The sequence below is a fragment of the Corynebacterium sp. HMSC11D10 genome, assembly GCF_001806995.1.
Lineage (GTDB): Bacteria > Actinomycetota > Actinomycetes > Mycobacteriales > Mycobacteriaceae > Corynebacterium > Corynebacterium coyleae.
This window is the reverse complement of record NZ_KV787029.1, coordinates 1-22,324: the sequence shown is the minus strand read 5'-3', so window position 1 is coordinate 22,324 and position 22,324 is coordinate 1. Positions and strand designations below refer to the sequence as shown.

26 protein-coding genes are annotated in these 22,324 nt (G+C 62.3%); 17 read left to right on the top strand and 9 right to left on the bottom strand.

All coding sequences use genetic code 11. From position 1 onward, the window contains the following. Positions 1-83: 83 nt before the first annotated feature. The 9 genes from HMPREF3120_RS02950 (at position 84) to HMPREF3120_RS02910 (ending at position 5,779) form a co-directional block, all read left to right on the top strand. On the top strand, positions 84-1,058 hold the full coding sequence (locus tag HMPREF3120_RS02950; protein ID WP_070450696.1) for a hypothetical protein: 975 nt from the start codon (positions 84-86) through the stop codon (positions 1,056-1,058). A gap of 194 nt (positions 1,059-1,252) precedes the next feature. Beyond that, on the top strand, positions 1,253-1,549 hold the full coding sequence (gene rpsF, locus HMPREF3120_RS02945; protein WP_070422055.1) for a 30S ribosomal protein S6: 297 nt from the start codon (positions 1,253-1,255) through the stop codon (positions 1,547-1,549). A 52-nt stretch (positions 1,550-1,601) separates the two neighbouring features. Continuing rightward, entirely contained in the window at positions 1,602-2,228 is a 627-nt protein-coding gene (locus HMPREF3120_RS02940) for a single-stranded DNA-binding protein (RefSeq protein ID WP_070422054.1), read from the top strand. A gap of 48 nt (positions 2,229-2,276) precedes the next feature. Then, on the top strand, positions 2,277-2,729 hold the full coding sequence (gene rplI / locus HMPREF3120_RS02935; protein ID WP_070422053.1) for a 50S ribosomal protein L9: 453 nt from the start codon (positions 2,277-2,279) through the stop codon (positions 2,727-2,729). A gap of 135 nt (positions 2,730-2,864) precedes the next feature. Continuing rightward, positions 2,865-3,629: a chymotrypsin family serine protease gene (locus tag HMPREF3120_RS02930; protein WP_070450694.1), complete on the top strand. Its 765-nt coding sequence runs from the start codon at positions 2,865-2,867 to the stop codon at positions 3,627-3,629. Positions 3,630-3,698: 69 nt separating this feature from the next. Beyond that, positions 3,699-4,007 (top strand): antitoxin, encoded by a 309-nt coding sequence (locus tag HMPREF3120_RS02925; protein WP_141739352.1) that lies wholly within the window; start codon positions 3,699-3,701, stop codon positions 4,005-4,007. Continuing rightward, a complete protein-coding gene (locus HMPREF3120_RS12505) occupies positions 4,004-4,414 on the top strand; it encodes a type II toxin-antitoxin system VapC family toxin (RefSeq protein ID WP_083284750.1) in 411 nt (136 codons plus the stop codon). Before HMPREF3120_RS02925 ends, HMPREF3120_RS12505 begins: the two co-directional genes overlap by 4 nt. A gap of 4 nt (positions 4,415-4,418) precedes the next feature. Beyond that, positions 4,419-5,105, top strand: coding sequence for an AAA family ATPase (locus tag HMPREF3120_RS02915; RefSeq protein ID WP_070450690.1), 687 nt, complete (start codon positions 4,419-4,421; stop codon positions 5,103-5,105). Next, positions 5,102-5,779, top strand: a complete 678-nt coding sequence (locus HMPREF3120_RS02910) for an AAA family ATPase (protein ID WP_083284749.1) — start codon at positions 5,102-5,104, stop codon at positions 5,777-5,779. Before HMPREF3120_RS02915 ends, HMPREF3120_RS02910 begins: the two co-directional genes overlap by 4 nt. On the opposite strand, the gene HMPREF3120_RS12440 is transcribed toward HMPREF3120_RS02910, so the two are convergent. Next, entirely contained in the window at positions 5,776-5,898 is a 123-nt protein-coding gene (locus HMPREF3120_RS12440; protein WP_256365573.1) for a hypothetical protein, read from the bottom strand. The genes HMPREF3120_RS02910 and HMPREF3120_RS12440 overlap by 4 nt on opposite strands. A gap of 63 nt (positions 5,899-5,961) precedes the next feature. Between HMPREF3120_RS12440 and HMPREF3120_RS02905 the strand changes: the two genes are divergently transcribed. Beyond that, on the top strand, positions 5,962-8,022 hold the full coding sequence (locus HMPREF3120_RS02905; RefSeq protein ID WP_070450688.1) for a RecQ family ATP-dependent DNA helicase: 2,061 nt from the start codon (positions 5,962-5,964) through the stop codon (positions 8,020-8,022). On the opposite strand, the gene HMPREF3120_RS02900 is transcribed toward HMPREF3120_RS02905, so the two are convergent. Beyond that, positions 7,993-8,409, bottom strand: a complete 417-nt coding sequence (locus tag HMPREF3120_RS02900; RefSeq protein WP_070450686.1) for a hypothetical protein — start codon at positions 8,407-8,409, stop codon at positions 7,993-7,995. The two genes, HMPREF3120_RS02905 and HMPREF3120_RS02900, sit on opposite strands and share 30 nt — an antisense overlap. Positions 8,410-8,802: 393 nt before the next feature. Between HMPREF3120_RS02900 and dnaB the strand changes: the two genes are divergently transcribed. Beyond that, positions 8,803-10,329, top strand: a complete 1,527-nt coding sequence (dnaB, locus tag HMPREF3120_RS02895; RefSeq protein ID WP_070450684.1) for a replicative DNA helicase — start codon at positions 8,803-8,805, stop codon at positions 10,327-10,329. On the opposite strand, the gene HMPREF3120_RS02890 is transcribed toward dnaB, so the two are convergent. From HMPREF3120_RS02890 to HMPREF3120_RS02880, 3 genes are read right to left on the bottom strand one after another with little or no spacing between them, the layout of a single operon-like run. Continuing rightward, positions 10,330-10,920, bottom strand: a complete 591-nt coding sequence (locus HMPREF3120_RS02890) for a hypothetical protein (protein ID WP_070450682.1) — start codon at positions 10,918-10,920, stop codon at positions 10,330-10,332. 54 nt (positions 10,921-10,974) lie between these two features. After that, positions 10,975-12,288, bottom strand: coding sequence for an MFS transporter (locus tag HMPREF3120_RS02885; protein ID WP_070450680.1), 1,314 nt, complete (start codon positions 12,286-12,288; stop codon positions 10,975-10,977). A gap of 40 nt (positions 12,289-12,328) precedes the next feature. Further along, a complete protein-coding gene (locus tag HMPREF3120_RS02880; protein WP_168156399.1) occupies positions 12,329-12,928 on the bottom strand; it encodes a TetR/AcrR family transcriptional regulator in 600 nt (199 codons plus the stop codon). A 77-nt stretch (positions 12,929-13,005) separates the two neighbouring features. Between HMPREF3120_RS02880 and HMPREF3120_RS02875 the strand changes: the two genes are divergently transcribed. Continuing rightward, positions 13,006-13,962 carry a hypothetical protein gene (locus tag HMPREF3120_RS02875; protein ID WP_070450676.1) on the top strand — a complete coding sequence of 319 codons (957 nt, stop codon included), beginning with the start codon at positions 13,006-13,008 and terminating at the stop codon, positions 13,960-13,962. A gap of 7 nt (positions 13,963-13,969) precedes the next feature. Here HMPREF3120_RS02875 and HMPREF3120_RS02870 read toward each other — a convergent pair whose 3' ends face one another. From HMPREF3120_RS02870 to HMPREF3120_RS02860, 3 genes are read right to left on the bottom strand one after another with little or no spacing between them, the layout of a single operon-like run. Next, positions 13,970-16,165 (bottom strand): heavy metal translocating P-type ATPase, encoded by a 2,196-nt coding sequence (locus HMPREF3120_RS02870; protein ID WP_070450674.1) that lies wholly within the window; start codon positions 16,163-16,165, stop codon positions 13,970-13,972. A gap of 34 nt (positions 16,166-16,199) precedes the next feature. Further along, positions 16,200-16,400 carry a heavy-metal-associated domain-containing protein gene (locus HMPREF3120_RS02865; protein ID WP_070422040.1) on the bottom strand — a complete coding sequence of 67 codons (201 nt, stop codon included), beginning with the start codon at positions 16,398-16,400 and terminating at the stop codon, positions 16,200-16,202. A 28-nt stretch (positions 16,401-16,428) separates the two neighbouring features. After that, positions 16,429-16,629 (bottom strand): hypothetical protein, encoded by a 201-nt coding sequence (locus HMPREF3120_RS02860; protein WP_070422039.1) that lies wholly within the window; start codon positions 16,627-16,629, stop codon positions 16,429-16,431. Between the two features lie 116 nt (positions 16,630-16,745). On the opposite strand from HMPREF3120_RS02860, the gene trxA reads away from it, so the two are divergent. Together trxA and HMPREF3120_RS02850 are read left to right on the top strand one after the other, a co-directional pair. Next, positions 16,746-17,117, top strand: a complete 372-nt coding sequence (gene trxA / locus HMPREF3120_RS02855; protein WP_070450672.1) for a thioredoxin — start codon at positions 16,746-16,748, stop codon at positions 17,115-17,117. A gap of 100 nt (positions 17,118-17,217) precedes the next feature. After that, positions 17,218-18,156: a PspA/IM30 family protein gene (locus HMPREF3120_RS02850; RefSeq protein WP_070450670.1), complete on the top strand. Its 939-nt coding sequence runs from the start codon at positions 17,218-17,220 to the stop codon at positions 18,154-18,156. A gap of 356 nt (positions 18,157-18,512) precedes the next feature. On the opposite strand, the gene HMPREF3120_RS02845 is transcribed toward HMPREF3120_RS02850, so the two are convergent. Beyond that, positions 18,513-19,958: an NYN domain-containing protein gene (locus tag HMPREF3120_RS02845; protein WP_070450668.1), complete on the bottom strand. Its 1,446-nt coding sequence runs from the start codon at positions 19,956-19,958 to the stop codon at positions 18,513-18,515. 172 nt (positions 19,959-20,130) lie between these two features. On the opposite strand from HMPREF3120_RS02845, the gene HMPREF3120_RS02840 reads away from it, so the two are divergent. Genes HMPREF3120_RS02840 through HMPREF3120_RS02830 form a run of 3 tightly spaced genes read left to right on the top strand, consistent with a single transcriptional unit; the run spans position 20,131 to position 22,259 of the window. Continuing rightward, complete coding sequence (locus HMPREF3120_RS02840) at positions 20,131-20,505, top strand: GntR family transcriptional regulator (RefSeq protein ID WP_070450666.1); 375 nt, start codon at positions 20,131-20,133, stop codon at positions 20,503-20,505. Beyond that, entirely contained in the window at positions 20,502-21,260 is a 759-nt protein-coding gene (locus HMPREF3120_RS02835; RefSeq protein ID WP_070450665.1) for an ATP-binding cassette domain-containing protein, read from the top strand. The genes HMPREF3120_RS02840 and HMPREF3120_RS02835 overlap by 4 nt, the downstream gene beginning before the upstream one ends. Then, positions 21,261-22,259 (top strand): hypothetical protein, encoded by a 999-nt coding sequence (locus HMPREF3120_RS02830; RefSeq protein WP_070450663.1) that lies wholly within the window; start codon positions 21,261-21,263, stop codon positions 22,257-22,259. Positions 22,260-22,324 lie beyond the last annotated feature (65 nt).

Genomic DNA, 22,324 nt, shown 5'->3' with positions numbered 1-22,324 from the left:
TTTTGCTGCGGGTTCTGCTCGGTGAAAATATCCTGAAAGCACCGTGTCCGATACCGGACTGCTGTTGCTAAAAGGAGCCCGCGTTGAACCGTCGAATTCTTACCCTGCCGCTCGCCGTATCGCTGGTCGCGGGCGGCCTTGCCCCAGCTGCAGTCGCCGCTACAGTCGGGCCGAATGAAGGGCCCATGGTGTTGGCGGCGAACGGGATCTGCATGTTAAAGCTGAACGACCGGGAAGCGGCAACCTACAGCGCTTGGGCCAACGTCAGCACACAAGAGGTGTACGCCAACGCTGCGGTGAAAGCATTTGAGGTGCTGTACCCCGGAACAGAGAACATCGTTCGGGAGTTCCGGGCAGAACCCTCGCTTGCAGAGCTTGTGGAGGCACAGAAGAATCTCGCGAGCAGGCTCGCAGACGCCAAAGAGGCTCAAAAGCGTACTGAGCAGCGGTACACGGAACGCCTCCAGCAGGTAGGTATGGAGCATGTGCTGGCACAACACCTCACCGAGGAACTTACAAAGGTCGAGGTGTGGGCGGTAAAGCCGAGCATCAAACAGGGCAGCATCTCGGAGCGGCCGGTCAGCGCACTTGGTGTTGAGGAGGCGAACCGTGTGCGGGGCAAGCGCGTGAACCGGCAGGACTTTGAAGACGTTGCCTGGAAGAGCTTCGTTGTGCAGGGCAACCTGTCCCAGTCCGATCTGAAGACTTTCCGGAAAACGTTCTTGGCCGCCGACGATGTCCAACTCGCCATCGGGGGAACGACGGCGTACCTCGAAGTGGATATGAACGCGCGGGTTGCCTGCGCAGACGGCGGCAACCGAGAGGTGAAGTACCCGACCAGCATTGACGAGGTTCGTAATTGGAACATCGACTCGCTGCGCGGTGAGGCGGGCTTGAGCAGTTTGAGTTCTCAGGGTGAGGTTGAGGTATCCCCGCTCGCGATCGTGGGCCTTGTGGTCGGAGTTCTCGCAGCTTTGGGTATTGCGGTTGCGGCGGTCGGGCCGTCGTTGGGCATCCCGCTGCCGGCTCTGCCGAAGCTGCCGGGGTTGCCGTTCTAACGCCAGCCGTTGGTGCCTGCCAACGATTGGTTGCCGGCCAATTGTCCGCAATGCGGAGTCTTTCATGTCATCCCCGCGGCCAGGGTTTTGAGCAGTGCAAACCGTGGGGTAGTCTGTTCAGGTTGCTTGACGCAACGACCCTCCTGCCATGACCACAAGGGTTATGGCCGAACAGACTAAGACCATAGGAGGTGATGAGGTCCGTGCGTCACTACGAAGTAATGATCATCCTCGATCCGCAGCAGGATGAGCGCACCGTTGCCCCGTCCCTGGATAAGTTCCTGGAGACTGTCCGCAAGGACAACGGCAAGGTGGAGAACGTTGATGTGTGGGGCAAGAAGCGTCTTGCTTACCCGATCAACAAGAAGGAAGAGGGCATCTACGCCGTTGTGAACCTCGACTGCGAGGCTGACACGGTCAAGGAGCTCGACCGTCTGCTGAACCTGAACGACAACGTTCTTCGTACCAAGGTTCTGCGTACCGATAAGTAAGACCGGTAGGCTCTACAACCACACGATCAGCAGGTAGGAAGGTTCACGAAACATGGCTCAAGGCGATACTCCAATCACCGTCGTCGGCAACTTGGTTGCTGACCCGGAACTGCGTTTCATCCCGAGCGGTGCCGCGGTTGCGAACTTCCGCATCGCGTCCACCCCACGTACGTACAACCGGGAGACGAACCAGTTCGAGGATGGCGAAGCACTGTTTCTGACCTGTAACTGCTGGCGCCAGATGGCCGAGAACGTCGCAGAGTCCCTGACCAAGGGCATGCGCGTTGTGGTCACCGGCAAGCTCAAGCAGCGTTCCTACCAAACTAAAGAGGGCGAAAACCGCACTGTGTTCGAGGTCGAGGTCGATGAGGTCGGCCCGTCCCTGAAGTACGCCACGGCGAACGTCAACCGCAACCCGCGTGAGGGCGGGCAGGGCGGCTACGGCGGCGGCCAGGGCAACCAGGGTGGCGGCTTCGGCGGCCAGAACCAGCAGCAGGGCGGCTTTAACCAGGGTGGTTTCGGCGGCGGCCAGGGCAACCAGGGTGGCGGCTTCGGCGGCCAAACCCAGGGCCAGGGCCAAGGCGGCCAGAACCAGCCCCAGCAGCCTGCACATGATCCGTGGGGTTCCGCACCCGAGGCCGGTGGCTTCGGTGGCGCGGGCGATGAGCCACCGTTCTAAACGACAACCACACATCAAGCATTTTTCACCATAAGGAAGGTTAGGATTATGAAGCTGATCCTCACCGCTGCCGTCGAGAAGCTTGGCGAACCTGGCGAGGTCGTCGAGGTCAAGAACGGTTACGGACGCAACTTCCTGCTCCCGCGCGGCCTGGCTATCCCGGCTACCCGCGGCGCAGAGAAGCAGATTGAAGACATTAAGCGTGCTCAGGCTGAGCGCCAGGTCCGCGACCTGGATCACGCCAAGGAGCTGCGCGACCAGCTCGACCAGCTCACCGGTGTCAAGGTTGCCGTTCGCACTGCGAACAACGGCAAGCTCTTCGGCTCCGTGAAGGCTGCCGACATCGCCGACGCCGTCAAGGCTGCCGGCGGCCCGAACCTGGACAAGCGCCGCATCACCGTGCCTAAGGGCCTGGTGACCAAGACCGGTGGCTACCAGGTCAAGGTTAACCTCCACGACGACGTGGAGGGCAAGGTGAACTTCGAGGTCGTAAGCGCATAAGCACCGCTTGACGACGACTGCGCGTCACAACAACACGTAGCAGTCCAACGACAACAGCACTTGTAGCGCGGGACCCACTTGTGAGGAGTGGGACCCGCGCTTTTTGCATACCCAAAGTGTGGAAGAATCTTCGCCATGATCTCTTCCCGCCTGCGCCGGGTGCGCAACACCGTTTTGTCCCTCACTGTCGCAGCAGCGGGCGTGCTTGGCATGGCAGCCACCCCAGCCCAAGCGCTGGCCATGTATGCGGGCGACAGCATCCGTATCGAATACAGCGATGGGGAGAAGTATGGCTGCACGTTGAACTCCATCGCGTACCGGGGCGGCGCGATGTACGGCGTGACCGCCGGTCACTGCCTCGCGCCGATCGGTGGGGCGCACGCGGTGCGGGTGCTGGCTGCTGATGCGCGCACCCCAGTAGCGAGCAACCTGCAGGATTCAGGTTTTGAGCTCGAGGGCGACAACACGCTCGGCGGCGAGTTGAAGGACGTTGCCTGGTTCCGCATGGACCGCCATGTCACCGATGCCCACGCGATGCGCGGCGGCTTCATCGATATTCCGTTCATCGGTGCGCTGCATGGTCTGAGCCAGTTCGCGCAGTTCGTCAACCCCACGCGGCGTGTGGCGGGGCGCGCGCCGGTGACGTCGGTACGCGAAGGCCAGATTGTGTGCAAGGACGGCGCACGCACCTCCCGCACCTGCGGACCGGTGCTCAACGTGAACCCGCGCACCGGAGAGATCGCGGTGATGATCCTGTCGCTGCAGGGCGATTCGGGCTCCCCGCTGTACACCGTGAATCCGGACGGCAGCACCAACATCGTCGGGATTATCTCCGGCGCGGCCTACGGGATCCTCGTCGCGGCGGATGCTGCAACGCCACTGCCAGCAGGTCTGCGGTAAAAGAGGGTCTTGCTGGACACCGCGAATCTGTATATCGTTGCGGATATACATCGATCTGTGGAGGGTGTCATGGCAGAACCTATTCGAGAGGAACCGAATGTGAGCGGTCCGATCCGTACGACTGTTTTTAAATCTGGGAACAGCCAGGCAGTGCGAATCCCTGCAGCACTACGCATTGCATCTGGGGCTGTGTCCATTGAAGCCGTGCCGGAAGGGCTTCTTCTGAGGCCGGAGGAAGAGGATTTCGGACTTGTCGTCGCCAGGCTTCGTGAATTCCAGAAGGAACACAACCTCGAGCAGGGACTAATTGAGGAAATTGAAGACCTCCCACTCGACGAAGTGCCGAACCTCGATCATTCCCCTGATCACGGAGGATGAACGATTCGATGGGATATCTTCTTGACACGAATGTCTGGATCGACATTGAACGGGGAACTCAACCCCGGGTTGTCCAACGAGTAACTGAATGTGCGAGCTCAAAGCTATGGCTCTCTACTGTTGTTCTCGGTGAGATTGAAGCGGGTATTCAGCGGTCGGTAAATCCAGAGATCCTGCACCGGACGTACAGGGTACTGCTACACGGTAGACGCATATTGGGAGTCGATGAGGAATGTGCATCGATTTACGGACGGCTTCGGGCAGATCTTCTAGATAGAGGGCTACCGATTGGGGCTAACGATCTATGGATTGCGGCCCAAGCGATCCGACAAGACTTAGTCCTAGTCACCGCCAACGAGAAAGAGTTTTCACGGGTTGGCGGCTTGAAGATTGAGAACTGGCGGTAGCCCCATGTTTCTTACCCGCGTGTGCATTGATGCTCCTGTCGAGGGCTACGCGCGCGATCTGCCGGTGGTGCACTCCCTCCAGCAAACGCCGCTCGAGTTAGGCCAGGTCACGCTGTTGACCGGCGATAACGGGTCCGGAAAGTCCACGCTCGTCGAGGCGATTGCCGTGGCCATGGGGGTCAACGCAGCGGGAGGGTCGCGTCACGCGCGCTTCACCGCGGCCGACCACTCGGCTTTGCACCGCTCGCTCACGCTGATCCGCCGTGAAAATCCCCGCGACGTCTACTTCCTGCGCGGCGAGACATACCTTGACCTGGCCGAATATCACGAGAGCCTCGGCCCCGGCGACCCGCTTGTAGGCCTCACTCGACGCAGCCACGGCCAGGGCATCATGGATCTGGTGCGCACCCGCTTCGGCCCGGACTCGCTAATTCTTCTCGACGAGCCCGAAGACGGCCTCTCCACCTTCTCCCAACTCGAACTCCTCGGCCTGCTGACGGTGCTAGCGCGGCGTGGGGCACAGGTGGTCGTCGCAACGCATTCGCCCGTGCTCCTCGCCATCCCAGACGCCCGCATCCTGCATGTTCCCGACCTTGAGCCCATGCTTTACGACGACTGCGAGCCCGTCACCGCCACCCGCGAATTCATCAACGACCCAGCCGGCACCGCCCGCTACCTGGTGGGGCCATGATGTTCATCCAACGCGTTGACGTCGACGCCCAAGCTGCACCGCCATGGGCTGTGGAAACCCCGGCCATCGCGCACGTCGCCGAGTTCGGTTTTGCCTTGAGGCGGCCAATCACGGTGATTACCGGCGGCAACGGGGTGGGCAAGTCCACGCTGTTGGAAGGCATGGCGCGTGCCTGGGGGTTCACGTTGGAAGGCGGCACGTGGGGTGTGGAAAAGGCGGGTGCCCACGACCCGCTGTACGGCGTGCTCACCCTGACCACCGGCCCGCGGGCGAAAGTCGGCTACTTCCTGCGCGGCGAAACACATACGCGCATCACCGAATTCGGCGGGCGCTCCCACGGCGAATCGGTCCTCGAACTGACATCGCGGCTGATCCCCAACGCGCTGTATCTTCTCGACGAGCCCGAGTCTGGTCTGTCCGCCGTCGCCCAAATGGCCCTGTTGGCGCAGTTGCATGCGTTGGGTGAGGTGGGGGCGCAGGTAGTCGTCGTCACGCATTCGCCCATTGTGGCGGCGATCCCGGGTGCGGAGATCGTCGAGATCAGCGACGACGGTGTGGAGCGCAACGTCGCCGTGGAGGACACGCTGGCGTTTCGGGCGACGCGCGACTTCCTTGCGGACCCGCACGGCATCGCCGAGTTCATGGCGGACTGGGCAGAGGGGGAATTTGGTTAAGCGTCCTTGAGTCGCGCCATGAGGTTAGCGCGCTCGTTGAAAATACGATCGAGCTCAGCGTGCGTAAGTCGCCGTGTTTCCTCGTAGCTCGCGACTTCCGACTCGTCGAATGATTCCATGACGCTGATACTACTGTAGCTGCAGGCCAGGGCCGTGTCGTGGCGGTGTTATAGGGTTGCGCCATGACAGCGACGCGCACACAAGCAGACGAACTTCTCAAAGGCATTGCGGGCCCCGAAGCCATGCTTCGCGACGACCAGTGGACCGCCATCGACGCGTTGGTGAATCAGCGCAAGCGCATGCTTGTCGTGCAACGCACCGGTTGGGGTAAGTCGGCGGTGTACTTCATTGCGGCGAAGTTGCTGCGTGAGGCGGGGGCGGGGCCGTCGATTATTGTGTCGCCGCTGTTGGCGTTGATGCGTAACCAGGTGGAGTCGGCGGCGCGCGCAGGGATTCGCGCGGCGACGATCAACTCGGCGAACATGACGGAGTGGGACGAGATCCAAGCGCACCTGAACGACTATGACCTGCTGCTAATCAGCCCAGAGCGCCTCAACGCGCCGGACTTTAGAGAGCAGGTGCTGCCGCAACTCGCGCGCTCTGCAGGGATGTTGGTGGTGGACGAGGCGCACTGTATTTCGGACTGGGGCCACGACTTCCGCCCCGATTATCGCCGTATTGCGGTGCTAATCGACGACCTCCCGGAGGCCACCCCGGTCCTCGCCACGACAGCGACCGCGAACGACCGTGTGGTGGCAGACGTTGTGGCTCAACTCGGCGAGAACACCGGTGTGCTGCGTGGCGGGCTGGACCGCGAGTCGCTCGCACTCAACGTGGTGCAGTTGCCGGACCCAACCCAGCGCGCGGCGTGGATCGCGCAGTACCTCGCCTATGTCAACGGCTCCGGCATCATCTACTGCCTGACCGTCGCCGCTGCGCACGACCTCGCCGAGGCACTCGAAAACGCTGGCTGGAACGTCGCCGCGTACACCGGACGCACCGAGGCGGAGGAACGCGAACGCCTCGAGCGCGCCCTGATCGACAACGAACTCAAAGCGCTCGTGGCTACGTCCGCGCTGGGCATGGGCTTCGACAAACCCGACCTGGGGTTCGTGGTGCACCTGGGGGCGCCGTCGTCGCCAGTGAGTTACTACCAGCAGATCGGCCGCGCCGGGCGTGCCACCGACCACGCCGAGGTTGTGCTGCTGCCCGGCCCTGAGGACGAACGCGTGTGGGACTACTTCGCGTCCGTGTCCATGCCGGAGGAACACGTGGTGCGCCAACTTCTCGGCGCGCTGAGCGAGGAACCGTTCTCTACACCCAAACTGGAAAACTTCGTGGACCTCTCCCGTACCCGCATTGATCAGGCGTTGAAAGTCCTCGACGTCGACGGTGCCGTGCGCCGCGTCAAGGGCGGCTGGGTGTCTACGGGTGCCGCCTGGGAGTATGACCACGAGCGCTACGGTGGGCTCGCCGAAGCGCGTAAGCGCGAGCAGGACCTGATGCTGGCTTACGAAGCCACGGACGGGTGCCGCATGGCGTTTCTGCGCCGCGAACTCGACGACCCGACCCTTGGCGCGGATGAGCGTTGCGGGCGCTGCGACAACTGCACCGGCAACCACCTGCCTGTAGACGTGGATGCTGCGTTGGCGCAGCGTATGGGCGAACAACTGCGTGCCCCCGGCATCCAACTCACCCAGCGCAAAATGTGGCCGACCGGCTCCGCGCGCCGCGGCAAGATCAAGGGCGTGCTGCAAGGCAAGGCGTTGGGGCGTCTCAACGACGTCGCCCGCGGTCCCGCCCTGGCAGAGCTGCTGCGGGCGAACACCTACCGGCCGCTGAGCAACTGGCGTGAGGATGCCTGGCTGGGCCGGTTCGTCGCCGTGCTCGCGGACTGGGCCTGGGAGGAACGCCCCACCACTGTCGTCGCTTTGGGCGATGCTGATCCGGCACGAAACGAGATGATCGTGGCTACCGCAGAAGCGCTGGCAAGGGTGGGGCAGATGCGGTTTGGTGGGGTCGTCGATACGCCATCGCGCGAGGTAGAAGCACGAAACTCGGCGTTTCGCGTCAACGGGCTTGACCGGTACTATGACTACACGGGCCTTGAGGTGGAGACAGGCCCCGTGCTGCTGCTGACCGGGGAGATGGATTCGGGCTGGTCGGTCACGGTTGCGGCGGCCGACATTGCGGAGCGGTACGGGGTGGAGGTGCTACCGCTGGCGTTTGCTTCGCGCGCGTGATGCGGACTCGGCGATAGCGGCGGCGAAGACAAGCACCGTGCCGACTGGGATGAGGAGCATGAACAAGTTGATGATCGGTAACGCCATGTCGGCCTGGTACTCCTCCCAATGCGCAACGGCCATCGAGCCCCAGCCGACGACGAGGCAGGCGGTTGCGAGCCACACCGTGACCAGTGCGCCTATTTTCTTGCGACCGCGCGCCGCGGCGGTGAACCAGACGGCGCCACCCAGCGCGAGCAATGTGGTCGCGGCCTCGAGGGTGCCGAAGGCCGCCGTGACGGTCCGAAATTCCCAACCGCCGCCGATCAGACGCAACAGGCTTATCCACGCCGCAGGGAACACCACCATTGCGATGGCGTAGATCCAAAGAATGCCTCGTGTTTCCATGTATGCACTGTAACTGCGGAACAGTTGTCATGGCGTGTGATTGATGTGGATAAGTGTGGATCCAAAGTGCCTGGGCACGTGGCTGCAGGGGCCAAAAAAGGGGTCCGAAACTGTTGAAATGTGCTTTGTCAAACCCCGTGGTGAGAAGTTATCCCCCGGCTACACCCGGGGTATGCGGTTTGGATGAATAGCGTTTGACCTGCGCGTTTGGGATAAGTTCCTGCGGGTTTGGTGTCGCTGTACACAAGTTCTCCACAAGCTGGGTGGATGACTTGTGAATAACTACCCGCACAACGACGGAAGATTTCACAGCCCCTGTGGATAACTCGTTTAGTGGGTCTAGAAAATGTCGGGGGAGAGGGTAGTGTCATAGCCACAGTGAAAGGGGAAAACATGGGTGCGAACGACAGCTTCGACGACTACGTACCACCACCGGAGCCGGTAGCGGACTACGGCGACTTTGGGGACTTCGCCGACTTCGAACAAAACACTGGCGGCTCCAACCGCTTCGCCGGCGGCGATAACTTCGGTGGCAACGGCAAGGGTGGCCAGAAGCGCTACAACAAGTACGGCAACAACCGTGGTGACGTCCAGCAGGAGTACCGCACCCCACCCCACGACGAGCGCGCGGAGCGTTCCGTCCTCGGCGCAATGCTGCTCAACCCGGACGTGATCCTGGACGTGGCCGACGGGCTGCGGCCGGATGACTTTTACCACCCGGCGCACCAGCTTATCTACCAGGCGATTCTGGACCTGTTCTCCCAGGGAAGCTCCGTCGACGTGCTCATTGTCGCGGCACGCTTGGACCGTCTCAACGAACTGGAGCGCGTCGGTGGCGCCCCGTATCTGCACACGCTGATCTCTGAGGTGCCGACGTCGGCGAACGCCGGCTACTACGCGGAGATCGTCGAAGAGAAGTCGATCCTGCGCCAGCTGGTTAACGCCGGCACCCAGGTGGTCCAGTTGGGCTACGAGGGCGAAGAGGGCATGGAGATCGAAGCGCTCGTCGACCATGCGCAGCAGAAGGTGTTCTCCATTTCCCGCAATAACGTGGGCGAGGATTACCGTCCGCTCTCGGAATTGCTCAAGCCAACTATCGACGAGCTGACCATGATCGCATCCGGCGGCGCCCTCGAGGCCGGCGTGCCGACTGGGTTTATCGACCTAGACAAGCTCACCAACGGCCTTCACGCCGGCCAGATGATCATCATCGCAGCACGTCCTGGTGTGGGTAAGTCGACACTAGCGCTGGACTTCATGCGCTCCTGCTCGATCCACCAGGGCAAAACCAGCGTGATCTTCTCGCTGGAAATGAGTGCCTCCGAGATCATTATGCGCATGCTCTCCGCCGAGACGGAGATCAAGCTTTCCGCGATGCGTTCCGGCCAGATGGAGGAGCGCGACTGGGAGAAGCTGACCAAGCGCCTCACGGAGATCCAGGATGCGCCGCTATTTATCGACGACTCCCCGAACCTCACCATGATGGAGATTCGCTCCAAGGCCCGCCGCCTCAAGCAGCAGCACGGTCTGGATTTGGTTGTGGTGGACTACCTGCAGCTGATGAGCTCCGGCAAGCGCGTTGAGTCCCGCCAGCAGGAGGTCTCGGAGTTCTCCCGCCACCTGAAACTGTTGGCCAAGGAGCTCGAGGTTCCGGTCATTGCGATTTCGCAGCTCAACCGTGGCCCGGAAGCCCGCACGGACAAGCGCCCGCAGTTGGCTGACCTGCGTGAGTCGGGCTCGCTGGAGCAGGACGCCGACATGGTGTTCCTGCTGTACCGCCCGGACTCACAGGATCGTGACGACGAGCGCGCCGGCGAAGCCGACATCATCGTGGCTAAGCACCGTGGCGGCCCGATTGACACCATCCCGGTGGCGCACCAGCTGCACTACTCGCGCTTCGTCAACATGGCCCACGGCTAGTTAGTTGTGTGGGTACTCCCCAACGATGTTGATGCGCGGGTGCCACGTTGTGGTCATCTCGAGCTCGTAGGTCATGTACGGGTCGTTGTCCGGGCCGTAGCAGCTCATCGTCTGCCCCGAAGATCCGACAGCGCAGCGCAGGTCATACGCACCGCCGGTGATGGGGCTGGGTACACCGGAGATATTCGTGAACGGCACCGACGTTACGTTTGGTTTGTTACTCCAGGCCCACGTGGCGTTAATCGCATGTGGGTAGGCCGCTGCCGCGAGGTCGCAGGAGGTGGTGTCGCCGACTGAGATCTTCGCGCCGTCGGGTGTCATGCCGCACTTGCCGCCGACCTGACCTTTGTACGCCGGGTCGAGTTCGAACGCTCCGGCTAGCGGGGCAGCGGGCTGCTCTGGTGCTGGTGCAGCCTCGGGTTCGGATTCCGGCTCGGTTTCGGGATTCGCCTCCGGCGCCGATTCAGGTGCCGGTGCGTCGACGACTTCGGTCGAGGTGACCACGATGGTCTCCGGCTCGCCGGTCCCACCCGCGCAACCGGCGAGCAACAAGGCGGTCAGCAGAGACAAGGGGGCGAGTACGCGACGCATGGCAATCCTTAACACGGGAACGGGGGATGAGTGGGATGGTACGTGGTGTCGTCGCTAGGCAAGCGCAACTCCCTTTTGCTCCGGCAACGTAAACGCAGCGACGCACGCCAGCAGGAACGCTGCGGCAAACACGCCGAACACTGCGGTCGAGCCGCCGAACGCCAGCACCGGCGGGACCACGAGCGGGGCGAGGATCGAACCGATGCGGCCGAACGCGGCACCCGCGCCGGTGCCGGTCGCGCGGATCGCGGTGGGGTAGAGCTCCGGGCCGATCGCGTACAACGCGCCCCATGCGCCGAGATTGAAGAACGACAGCAGGCAGCCCGCGAGGATGATCTGCCACTCGGCACTCGCCATGCCGAAGCCGAACACGGAGACCGCAGACCCTGCGAGGAACACGGACAGGGTCGTCCTGCGCCCCCAGACCTCGATGAGCCAGGCGGCAACCGCGTAGCCCGGCAACTGCGCAAGCGTGATAATCAGCGTGAACGTGAATGACCGCACGAGCGAGAAACCCTGCTCCACCAGCAGGGATGGGATCCAGATGAAGGCGCCGTAGTAGGACAGCGACACGCAGAACCAGACGGTCCAGAAGGCGGCGGTGCGTCGTCGCAAAGCAGCGCCCCAGATGCCACCTTGGATCGGCTCCTCCTGTGCAGGGACAGTGGTGTCGTAGTTGGCGGGGTCGGCCTCAGCCTCGAAGGAACGCACGATCTCCTCAGCCTCGTCGTGGCGGCCCTTGGATTCCAGGAAGCGCACCGATTCCGGCAGGCCCAGGCGCACCACGATCGCGTACAGGGCGGGTAGCGCGCCGATGGCGAAGCCCCAGCGCCAACCGGTCTCGCCATTAGCGACGACAAACGTGCCGATCACCGCCGCCAGAATCCAACCCACCGCCCAAAACGCTTCGAGCAGCACCACCATGCGCCCGCGCACCTTACGTGGAGAAAACTCGCTGACCAGTGTGGACGCAACGGGAAGTTCCGCGCCGAGGCCCAAGCCCACCAGGAAGCGGAACACGATCAGCGACGCGACCGACCACGCCAGCGCCGACGCGCCCGTGGCCAACCCGTAGAGCAGCAGCGTCGCGGCGAACACCTGGCGGCGTCCGATCTTGTCGGCGAGCAACCCGCCGAGCGACGCGCCGATCGCCATACCGATAAACCCAACCGACGCGATCCAACTCGTCGTGGTCTTGTCTAGATCCCAGTGGATGGCGAGTGCTGCGATGATGAACGACACCAAGCCGATGTCCATCGCGTCCAGCGCCCAGCCAATGCCGGAGCCGACAAGCAGGCGTTTGTGTTTCGGGGTGACAGGAAGGCGGTCGAGGCGCTCAGTGCGCGTGAGCTGTTGATCAGTGTTCATGCAGGGGGAGTTTAGGCCGTGGCCTGCGAAAACTCGGAACTTAATATTCAGCTGAGCGTGCCTGGGCCTCCAAGCCGTCGAGCAGTGTGTCGATCAACTTGTGTGTGAGCTTGTCTTGGCCCAGTAGGTCCGGTGCCTGAGCAGGTAGCGGTCGGCTCACAATGCCAAGCGATATGTGAAACTCCAACGGATCCAGGTTGGCCGGACACAGTTTGGCGCGCTTCGCCGGCGCGAGGAGGCCCCCGTAAATCTCCCGGAGCTCTGCAGCACGCTTATCGACGACCCCTTGGCGCTCCGGCCCCACCCCTGGATCCTGCATGGAGTCCATAAATATTGCCTGAGCGAGGGCGGCATGTTGAAGGCTGCCGATGGCATGGACGGTGCTGCGCCAAGCCTTACGCGTATCAACCGTGAACTCGACGGCATGGTCGTCGATGACTTGGGCGATGTCGTTAACGGCTTGGGCGCCGACGGCACCGAGAAGCTCGATGCGCTCAGGGAAGTGGCGCGTCACGGTTGCCACACCCACTTTGGCGGCCTTGGCGATGGTGCGCATGGACACACCCGGGCCTTCGTCGAGAAGCAATTGCCTGGCTGCGGTGACGATGGCGTATCGGTTGTCAGCGGCGTCCTGTCTCATGCTTGACACCATAGCAAACGGAACACTATGTTCGAACTATAGAAATAGAACACCGTGTTCCAGATAGGAGATTTGCAATGGTTAACGCATCGAAAACACAACGACCAGCCGTAGCAAAGGTGCTTGGAGCGAGCATCGGTATCCCAATCATCATCGGATTGATGCTGTTCGCGTTCCTCGCGCCAACGTTCGCATCCGGGCCAAAGGACGTGCCGATTGCCATCGCCGCGCCCGAACCAATGGTCAGCCAACTCGAACAAACAATGGGCGAAGACGGCCCAGACATCACCGTCTACGGCTCAGGCGAGGAGGTGCGCGACGCCGTTCTCAACCGCGAAGTCGTCGGCGGCCTGAGCATCGCACCCACCGGCGCAACCGCCTACACCGCGGCCGGAAACGGCGCACCCTACGCGCAGATGATTGAGGGCATGGCCAGCAAGATGGAAGCACAGGGCGTAGAGGTCACCCGCGAAGAGCTGGCACCGACCTCTCAAGATGACCCGCAGGCAACCGGCCTTGCAGTCCTCGGCCTGCCGCTGGCGTTTGGCGGCATCATCTCCGCGGTGATCGCCACCTTCCTCTTCCGCGGCAACAAGTGGGCAAAGCTCGCGGTTCTGACTGGTATCGCCGCAGTTGGTTCGCTTGTGGTCACCTGGATGCTGCACTCCGTGTACGGCACCCTGACCGGCAACTTCGCACTTGAGTGGCTCGGCATCGGCTGCGGCATCCTGGCAACCTCCATGCTCACTGCAGGCCTCGCCGCGATCATCGGCATCCCAGGTGTGGGCATCGGCGCAATCCTGACCATCTTCCTGGCCAATCCGCTCTCAGGACTGGCAACTGGGCCGTGGCTGCTGCCGGCCGGGTGGTCGACACTGGGCCAGTGGATGCCAGTCGGCGCCACCGGTCACCTGATCCGCTCCGTCTCCTTCTTCGACGGGCTCGGCGCCGGAGCCAGCTGGTGGGTGCTTGCCATCTGGATCGCGGTTGGCTTCGTCCTGCTCATGCTGGATCGCAGCAGCGCAAGAAACTAACGCTCACCTACGCCGACTTGAACGCCCGGAGGCGCAGCGAGTTGGACACCACAAATACCGACGAGAAGGCCATCGCAATACCGGCAAGCATCGGGTCGAGTAGCCCCAGCGCAGCCACCGGGATGAGCAACACGTTGTAGGCGAACGCCCAGAACAGGTTGCCCTTGATGGTCTTCAACGTTTTGCGCGACAGGCGGATGGCGTCCACGGCGGAACGTAGCGACGAATGCATCAACGTAATGTCCGACGCCTCAATGGCCACGTCGGTGCCAGCTCCCATCGCCATACCAAGGTCTGCCTGGGCGAGGGCGGCGGCGTCGTTGACACCGTCGCCGATCATGGCCACCCGGTGGCCCGACTCCTGCAGCCGCTTGACCACGTTGACCTTGTCCTCCGGTAGCACGCCGGAGGTGACGTTGGCGGGGTCGATCCCAACCTCAGCCGCTACAGCCTCCGCCGCGCCCTGGTTGTCGCCGGTGAGCAGGTGCGGGGTCATCCCCAGGTCTCGCAGGCGTGCGACGGCATCGCGCGAGTCCTCCTTTACGGTGTCTCGCACAGCAATCCCACCAGCCACAATCCCGTCGACCTCCACGGCAACGGCGGTCGCGCCACGCTGCTCGGCCTCAGTGAACGCATCCGCCAGGGCACCAAGCTCTCCGGTGGGGCGGCCGACGCGGACAAGGCGGTCGTCGATACGCGCGGAAGCACCCTGGCCTGGAAGATTCTCAAAGCCGGTCGCCTCGGGGACATCGTCGGCGGCCTCAACAATCGCCTGTGCGATCGGGTGCTCGGAGCCAGCCTCCACACCGGCAGCCAGGCTCAGCACCTCCTCGGCCTCGTAGCCCGGGCCAGGCAGCACCTCGGCCACACCCATCTGACCGGTAGTCACCGTGCCGGTCTTATCCATCACCACCGTGTCCACCTGGCGTGTGGATTCCAGCACCTCCGGGCCCTTAATCAACAACCCCATCTGGGCGCCACGGCCGGTACCCACCAAGATCGCCGTCGGCGTGGCCAGGCCCAACGCGCACGGGCAGGCGATGATCAACACCGCCACCGCAGCTGTGAACGCGTCCTCCACCGCATGGCCCACCAACAGGTGTCCCACCAGCGTGATCAGGGAAATCACAACCACCGTCGGCACAAACACCTGCGAGATCCGGTCCACCAGACGCTCCACCGGCGCCTTGCCAGCCTGCGCGTCCTTGACCAGCTGCCCCATCTGCGCCAGCGTCGTCTCCGACCCAACACGGGTGGCCTCCACCACCAGTCGCCCCGACGTGTTCAGGGTCGCGCCGGTGACTATCGAGCCCTCGCCGACCTCCACCGGGACGGACTCGCCGGTCAGCATGGATTCGTCGATAGCTGAATGCCCCGAGATCACACGCCCATCCGTGGCCACCTTCTCACCAGGGCGAACCACGAAACGATCCCCCACAACTACCTGCGAGATCGGCACCCGGACCTCTTTATCCCCGCGGATCACCGCCGCGTCCTTGGCGCCCATGCTCAGCAGTTCGCGCAGCGCTTCCGAGGACTGCCCTTTCGCGCGCGTCTCAAACCACCTACCCAAGAGCAGGAACGTGATCACGACACACGCGGTCTCCAGGTACACCGGCTCACCAGGGCCACCAACAAACAGCGCCCAAATCGACCACAGGTACGCCGCCGACGTACCCAGCGTGATCAGCGTGTCCATGGTCATCGCGCCGTGCTTCAGATTCACCCACGTCGCACGGTGGAACACACTGCCTGCGGAGAAAAACACCAGCGTCGTAGCCGCCAGCGCCGCAAACTCCCAATTAGGAAACTGCAGCCCGTGAATCATGCTCACTAGCATCACCGGCAGCGACACCAGCGCCGACCAAATCGTCGTGCGCTTCAGCTGCTCCGCTTCATTGTCGCGCGCCTCATCGAGAGCATTGCTTGTCGACGAACCCCCGTCCCCACCAGGTTCCCCACCGTTTTCGTCACCCATTTCAAAGGCGTCGTAGCCGGCGGCGCGGACTTCGTCGATAAGCAACTGCGTCGACGTCGACGACGGGTCAAACGAAACAGTCGCAGTCTCCGTGGAGTAATTTACCGACGCATCCACGCCGTCGAGCTTGTTTAACTTGCGCTGAATACGCGAAGAGCACGACGAACAGGTCATCCCTGTTACGCCGAGCTCGATCTGTTGTAGTGCCACAGGAGGTTGAGTCATGCCCCCACCATATATCCGTGGCAAAATCCCCCGATTAAGCCAGCTTGTAGCCCGCTTCCTCAACAGCAGCAGCAATATCCGCGTCGGAGTAGCCCTCGCCCTCCACAACAACATTGCCGGACTTGTGATCAGCCTTTACGCCGGTGACGCCAGCGATCTCGCCGACCTCTTCCTGCACGCTCAATTCACAATGTCCGCAGGTCATGCCATCAACCTGGAACGTACGCTCAGCCATCGCAGCCTCCTCATGCAGTTTCAAACGGTTACAAATGTAAATCGTAGCCCGCGTTCACCGCCGCCAGCCGGACATCCTCATCGGTGAACAAGAACCCGACAACCGTCAGGACCCCATCCTCCATATTGATGTCCACCTCATGCGCGCCCTCCACCATCGAAAGTTCATCTGCAAGTGAAGCAACAGCAACTTCATCATCAGGACCAGAAATCTTGTAGGTCTTGGTCATGACTGGTGAGCGCCTCCTTAAAGCGGCCCAACACGGGTTGGAATACGACAAAACTCATCGCGTTGTACTTTGCACAACGTCCAAGAGAATAACCTAACGCAATAAGGAGCGAAACGTTGAGCACCGTTGATGTAACTGAGGACACGTTTGAGCAAACCGTCACTCAGGACGGCATCGTCTTTGTCGACGCATGGGCCTCCTGGTGCGGCCCCTGTCGCCAGTTCGCCCCAACCTACGAAAAGGCATCCGAGACCCACACCGACGTGACGTTTGCCAAACTCGACACCGAGGCGAACCAGCAGCTCGCAGCCGCACTTGAAATTCAGGCAATTCCTACCCTGATGGCATTCCGTGACGGAATCATGATTTGGCAGCAAGCGGGCGCCCTTCCGCCGGCCGCCTTCGAAGACGTGATTAGCCAGGTCAAGGCCCTCGATATGGACGAGGTTCGCCGTCAGATCGCAGCCCAAAACACCGAGGAAAACTAGACCTCAGCAACCAAGCGCCCGCCTGCCGGGCGCTTTTTTCATGCGTACACTTGCCTAACGACGACGCACCCAAACCGACAAACACCGAAAGGACCCAACCATGGCGAACCCGTTTACCAAAGGCTGGAAGTACCTTATGCAGTCTTTCGACACCAAGATCGACGAGAATGCCGACCCGAAGGTGCAAATCCAACAGGCCATCGCAGCCGCGAAGAAGCAGCACCAAGACATCACCCAGCAGGCCGCGAACATCATCGGCAACCGCAACCAGCTGCAGATGAAACTCGACCGTCTGATTAAGTCCCAGGACGACCTGCAGGCCAAGGCACGCACCGCCCTCCAGGCTGCCGACAAGGCCACCGCCGCCGGCGACACCGAAAAGGCCCAACAGTTCAACTCCACCGCCGAGGTCATCGCCACCCAACTGGTGTCCGTCGAGCAGGAACTTGAGCAAACCAAGCAGTCCTACGCCTCCGCCGACCACGCCGCCAAGGAAGCACAGCAAAAGCAGAAGCAGTCCGAGGCCCGCCTGCAGGAGCAACTGGCCCAGGTTTCCCAACTTGAGTCCCAGCTCAACCAGGCCAAGATGCAGGAGCACACGGCCCGCACCATGGACACGATGAACCAGTTCAATACTGACGACGTGCCCACCCTCGACGGCGTACGCGACAAAATCGAACGGCGCTACGCCAACGCACTTGGCCAGCAGGAGTTGATGAAGGACTCCATGAACGATCGCATCGCCGAAATCGAGTCCGGCTCTTCCGATGCGGCCGCCTCCAACCGTCTCGCCGAGATCCGCGCCTCCATGGGCGGCGAGCTCGAGGCCGGTTCGGGTGCTTCTGCTTCCGCAGCCGACCGCCAGCTCGAAGCCGGCTCCGAGGGGGACGCTGCCGATTCTGCTGAGACTGCCGACACTGGCGTTGCCGACGACACCATCGCCGACGCCGAGGCCTACCTCCGCGAAGCCGAGTCGGATGCTGACGCTAAGGCTGATGCCGACACTGACGCCGAGACCGACTCTGGCGCCGAGCGCTAGGCCTTTCCTGACACATTCCGCCGGAATCTGTCAGCCGTCGGCATCGCGCCTGGTCAGAAATCGCCCCTGACAGATTTCTCAAAATCTGTCAGGGGCGGCTGCGTAGCCGCAAAAAAGTTCCCAGGTTCACGCTGAATCCGGGAACTATTTTGTCCGACCACGGGTGTCTAGAACTGCCGACCTGGGAAAATGTCGCCCTGAAGGCGCCGGAAACCGAAGAAAGTTCCCGCGCGGGGAACTATTTCGAGAAAGGGGGGCAGACGGGGAGGCGCCGGAAGCAGAAGAGAAGCGCAGGGCAACCAACACAAAAACGGGGCCGCAAGGTGGTTGGCGGCCCCGGTGTCGTCGTAAAGCGACTAGTTGCGACGGATGTTGATCAGGACACCGCGGATGCCGGAGTGGAACCCGTCGCGAAGATTGACGCGCTGGGTTTCGCTCAGCGTGTACTCGTGGAGGGTTTCGCAGGCGAACTGCAGCAGTGGCCTGTCGATCTCCGGTGGCAGACCGCCACCCGACAGCAGATGTGCGCTGTCGCGCTGCTCCATGGTGGCGGCGTTTTCAAACCACCATGACGCGTACTGTTGTCCCACGTCGTAGGGGGTTTGGAAGCCGGCGGACGTCCACACCTCCTCCGGGAGCGGGACGTAGCGGGAGCGAAGCTTGCGGCGCGGCGCCATCATCGACGGCTTCGGTGCCGGCTTCGGTCCCTGCTGCGGCGCGGAATCCTCCGCCTTGGTTGAGTCGGCGGACGAGTCGGTATCCGAAGGGCTTGTCTTTGCGGCCGGCGTCGGCGCCGGAGTGGCAGCCGGGCGTTGTTCGCTGGAGACCTGCTTGTTGCCGGGTTTGTTGGACTCGTTGTTGGCCTCGACCTGTGCCTCGGAAGGCTCGTCGAGTTCCGGCTCGTCGGGTTCGTGCGTGCGCTGCTGGGCAACCGGAGCACCGACAATGTCGGAAGGCTTCGGCGCTGCAGGTGCAGCAGATGAGGCAGGTGCAGCAGGCTTGGCTTCGGTGGTCTCGGCCTCAGAGGTCTTGGAGCCCTCCGCCGAACTCTCCGCCGAACCCTGCGACGCATCAGCACCGGCACCCGAACCATCGCCAGCACCCGTCTTCTCTTCCTGTTTCTCTGCTTCGGCGTTGGCGCATTCGGCGCTGAGCGGCTCGGGGCCAAGGCCTGGGACGGAGGTCGGGCCGTCGGCTTCGTCGAGGGGTGCGGCGTCGTTAAGCGGGCGCTCTCGGATGGTCGGCGGCAGGGGGCCTTCGAGGACTTGCAGGCGCATGGCGTTGGAGAAGTCCTCGCGCGGGTCGAGAATCGTGGTGCTGTCGCATGCGTGGCGCAGTGCGGAGGACATGGAGTCCCACCCGAATCCGTAGAGGTGTACGCGGGTGCCGTTGCGGGTGACTTCTTCGACGCCGGGGATCATGTCTGCGTCGCCGGAGACGAGGACGAAGTCGGTGAATTTTTCGCTCAGGCCGTTGACGACGAGGTCGGCAACAAGGCGTGTGTCGACGCCTTTTTGGGTGCGTCGTTCGCCCCATTCGATGAGTTGGCCGGTGCGGAGTTGTACGCCGTCGCAGGTGCGCAGCGCGCGTTGGTAGCGGTGTGGCCCGGAGTCGGGGATGCCGTCGTACCAGAGTTGCCTATGGATGGGTTGATGGAGTTGTTCGGTGATCATGTTCCCGAGGGTGTTGACTACCTCGGGGAGGTCGATTTCTAGTTGGGCTCTTGCGCCGATTTCCCACGAGTTGTAAAAGCTCGCGAGCAGGTAAGACGTGTCGACGAACACCAGTGTGCGTTCAAGCATGGCTCCTAAATTCCGATTCTTTTCGTTGCTAAGTTGATTTGCACGGCCCATCTTGCCTGATTTTGTGCGGGTTCTCCATGTTCTTTTTCTGTTTTTTGGTTGCGAGCCTCCGTAAACCGTGTTAGTCAGTTAGTTACTCGAGTAACTAACCAGTGAGGCGAATGGAGGCGTCGTGAATACTGATGCGGAGCCGTTATTCGTGCAGATCGCCAGTTTCGTCGAGGACCTCATCGTCGACGGCTCCCTCAAGCCCGGCGATCAGGCGCCCTCGACGAATCAGTTGGCGCAGTTCCACGAGATCAACCCCGCCACTGCGCGCAAGGGGCTGGCATTGCTTGTGGGCGACAACGTGCTGGAGAAGCGCCGCGGCCTCGGCATGTTTGTTACCGATGGCGCCCGCGAGCGCATCCTGGCCACTCGCCGTGAGGCGTTCGCCGGCCAGTACATCGCACCGCTTATCGACGAAGCCGTCCACCTCGGCTACTCCCGCCTCGATCTCCATGACCTCATCGACCGCGTCGCAGAAAGTAGAGGACTGTACCGATGACAATCCACACCGCTGGCCTCACGCACCGCTTTGACAAGACGCACGTGCTCAACGGCGTCGATTTCGATCTCGGCCCCGGCATCCACGGCTTGCTCGGCCGCAACGGCGTGGGCAAGTCGACCCTCCTGCGCATCCTCGCCGGGCAACTCAAACCCGCGGGCGGCACCGTGGAGGTGCTCGGGCAGCGCCCCTTCGACAACGCCCGGGTGATGGACAACACGTGCCTGACCGGCGTCGATACCGCGTACCCCGGCTGGTGGTCCGCCGCCGACGTGATCAAGGGCGCGCGCCTGCGCTTCCGCACGTGGAACCAAACCGTCGCGGACACACTCATCGCCGACTTCGCTCTCGACCCCGCCCTGGGCACCCGTTACGAGAAGCTCTCTCGTGGTCAGCGTGCCATGGTCTCTATCGTCATCGGGTTAGCCTCCAACACCGAGCTTTTGCTTCTCGACGAGCCCTACGTCGGCCTCGACACCCACAACACCGACGTGTTCTACCGCCACCTGTTGGCGCAGGCGGACTCGAAGCGCACGATCGTCATGGCCACACACCACATCGATGACGCCGCGAAAGTGCTGGACAGTGCGGTGATTCTGGGGCGTGATGGGGTCGTCGCAAAGCAATGTGTTCCGGAGGATGCGGACGCGTTCGCTGTTGCTGGCCCCGAGCTTGTTCCTCTCGACGACGCCCCGCGCCATGCCCGCGCCGCCAAGTTCGACGACCTCATCGAGCACGTGTTGGAGGTGTCGTAGATGAACACCACGCTTTTCGGGTTTTTCCGCCACCAGTTTGTCGCCTCGTCGCTGAAGCGACTGCTGTGGATGGTGCCCCTGATCGCGCTCATGGGGGTTGGACCGTTTGCGGTGGATAGTGCGCTTGCTGCGACGATCCAACCCAGCATGGTGACGGTGCTTGTGCTTGCCGCGTTGCAGCAGGAGGAGACTGCCTATACGGCATTCGGCATCCCGCGCTCGCGCGCTGTGAAACTTGCAGCGTTTGGGGTGGTGCCGGCGGTGTTGTGCGGAGTTGCCGTGTCGTTGGCGGCGCGCCCTGATTGGGTTGGCCTGCTCGGCGCGCTCTGCGCAGTGGTCGTTGGCTTGTTGATGGGGTCGCGCTATGTCGAGGTGACCAACGACGTGGAGCGGCGCGCGGTGCGTGGCCTCATCGGCCGGGGCGGATTCATCTTCGAGGTGGTCTTCAAACCGCAACTGTTGTGGGCAGCAGGTATCGCGGTTGCGCATAGCCTTTTGCTCTCCCTTGCCGGAGTGGTGAGCAGCGAGCCTCTCGCCCAGTTCCTCGTGAGCCTGCCAATCCTCGTCTGGGCCATGGTCTATTGCAGCGCCGGCACAGGCATTCTCGGGGCGACGTCGATGACGAGTTTCGGCGTTCCACGCCGCCGCTGGCTGGTCCTGTATTGGGGTGCCGCCCTGGCATCGGTTGCGCTCTATATGGCGGTGTTGCTGCTGGTCGCGCCAATCGGTCTGAGGGCGGTTCTTGCTCTGGGGGCAGCGGGCCTCGCCAGTGCTGTGCTCGGCGCACCGCTGAAGGTGTGGCGCACAGACGTTGGTCTCATCCCTGCGATGTTCCTGTTCTTCGCGGTCAAAGACACATTGCTTATCGACGACCCCCACCCCGCCCAAGTCGCATACGCGCTGGCCATCGCGGGTTTGTTTTTTGTAATCGGCCTGAGTCTGCAGGTGTTGTTCGTTTTTGGCGTGATTAACCCAAAACAAGGATTTAAAGACGCTTAGAAAACACGCTCTACGCTGGCGATTTGTGTTGTTGTTTGGGTGTGTGTAACTTAATCCCAGTCAGC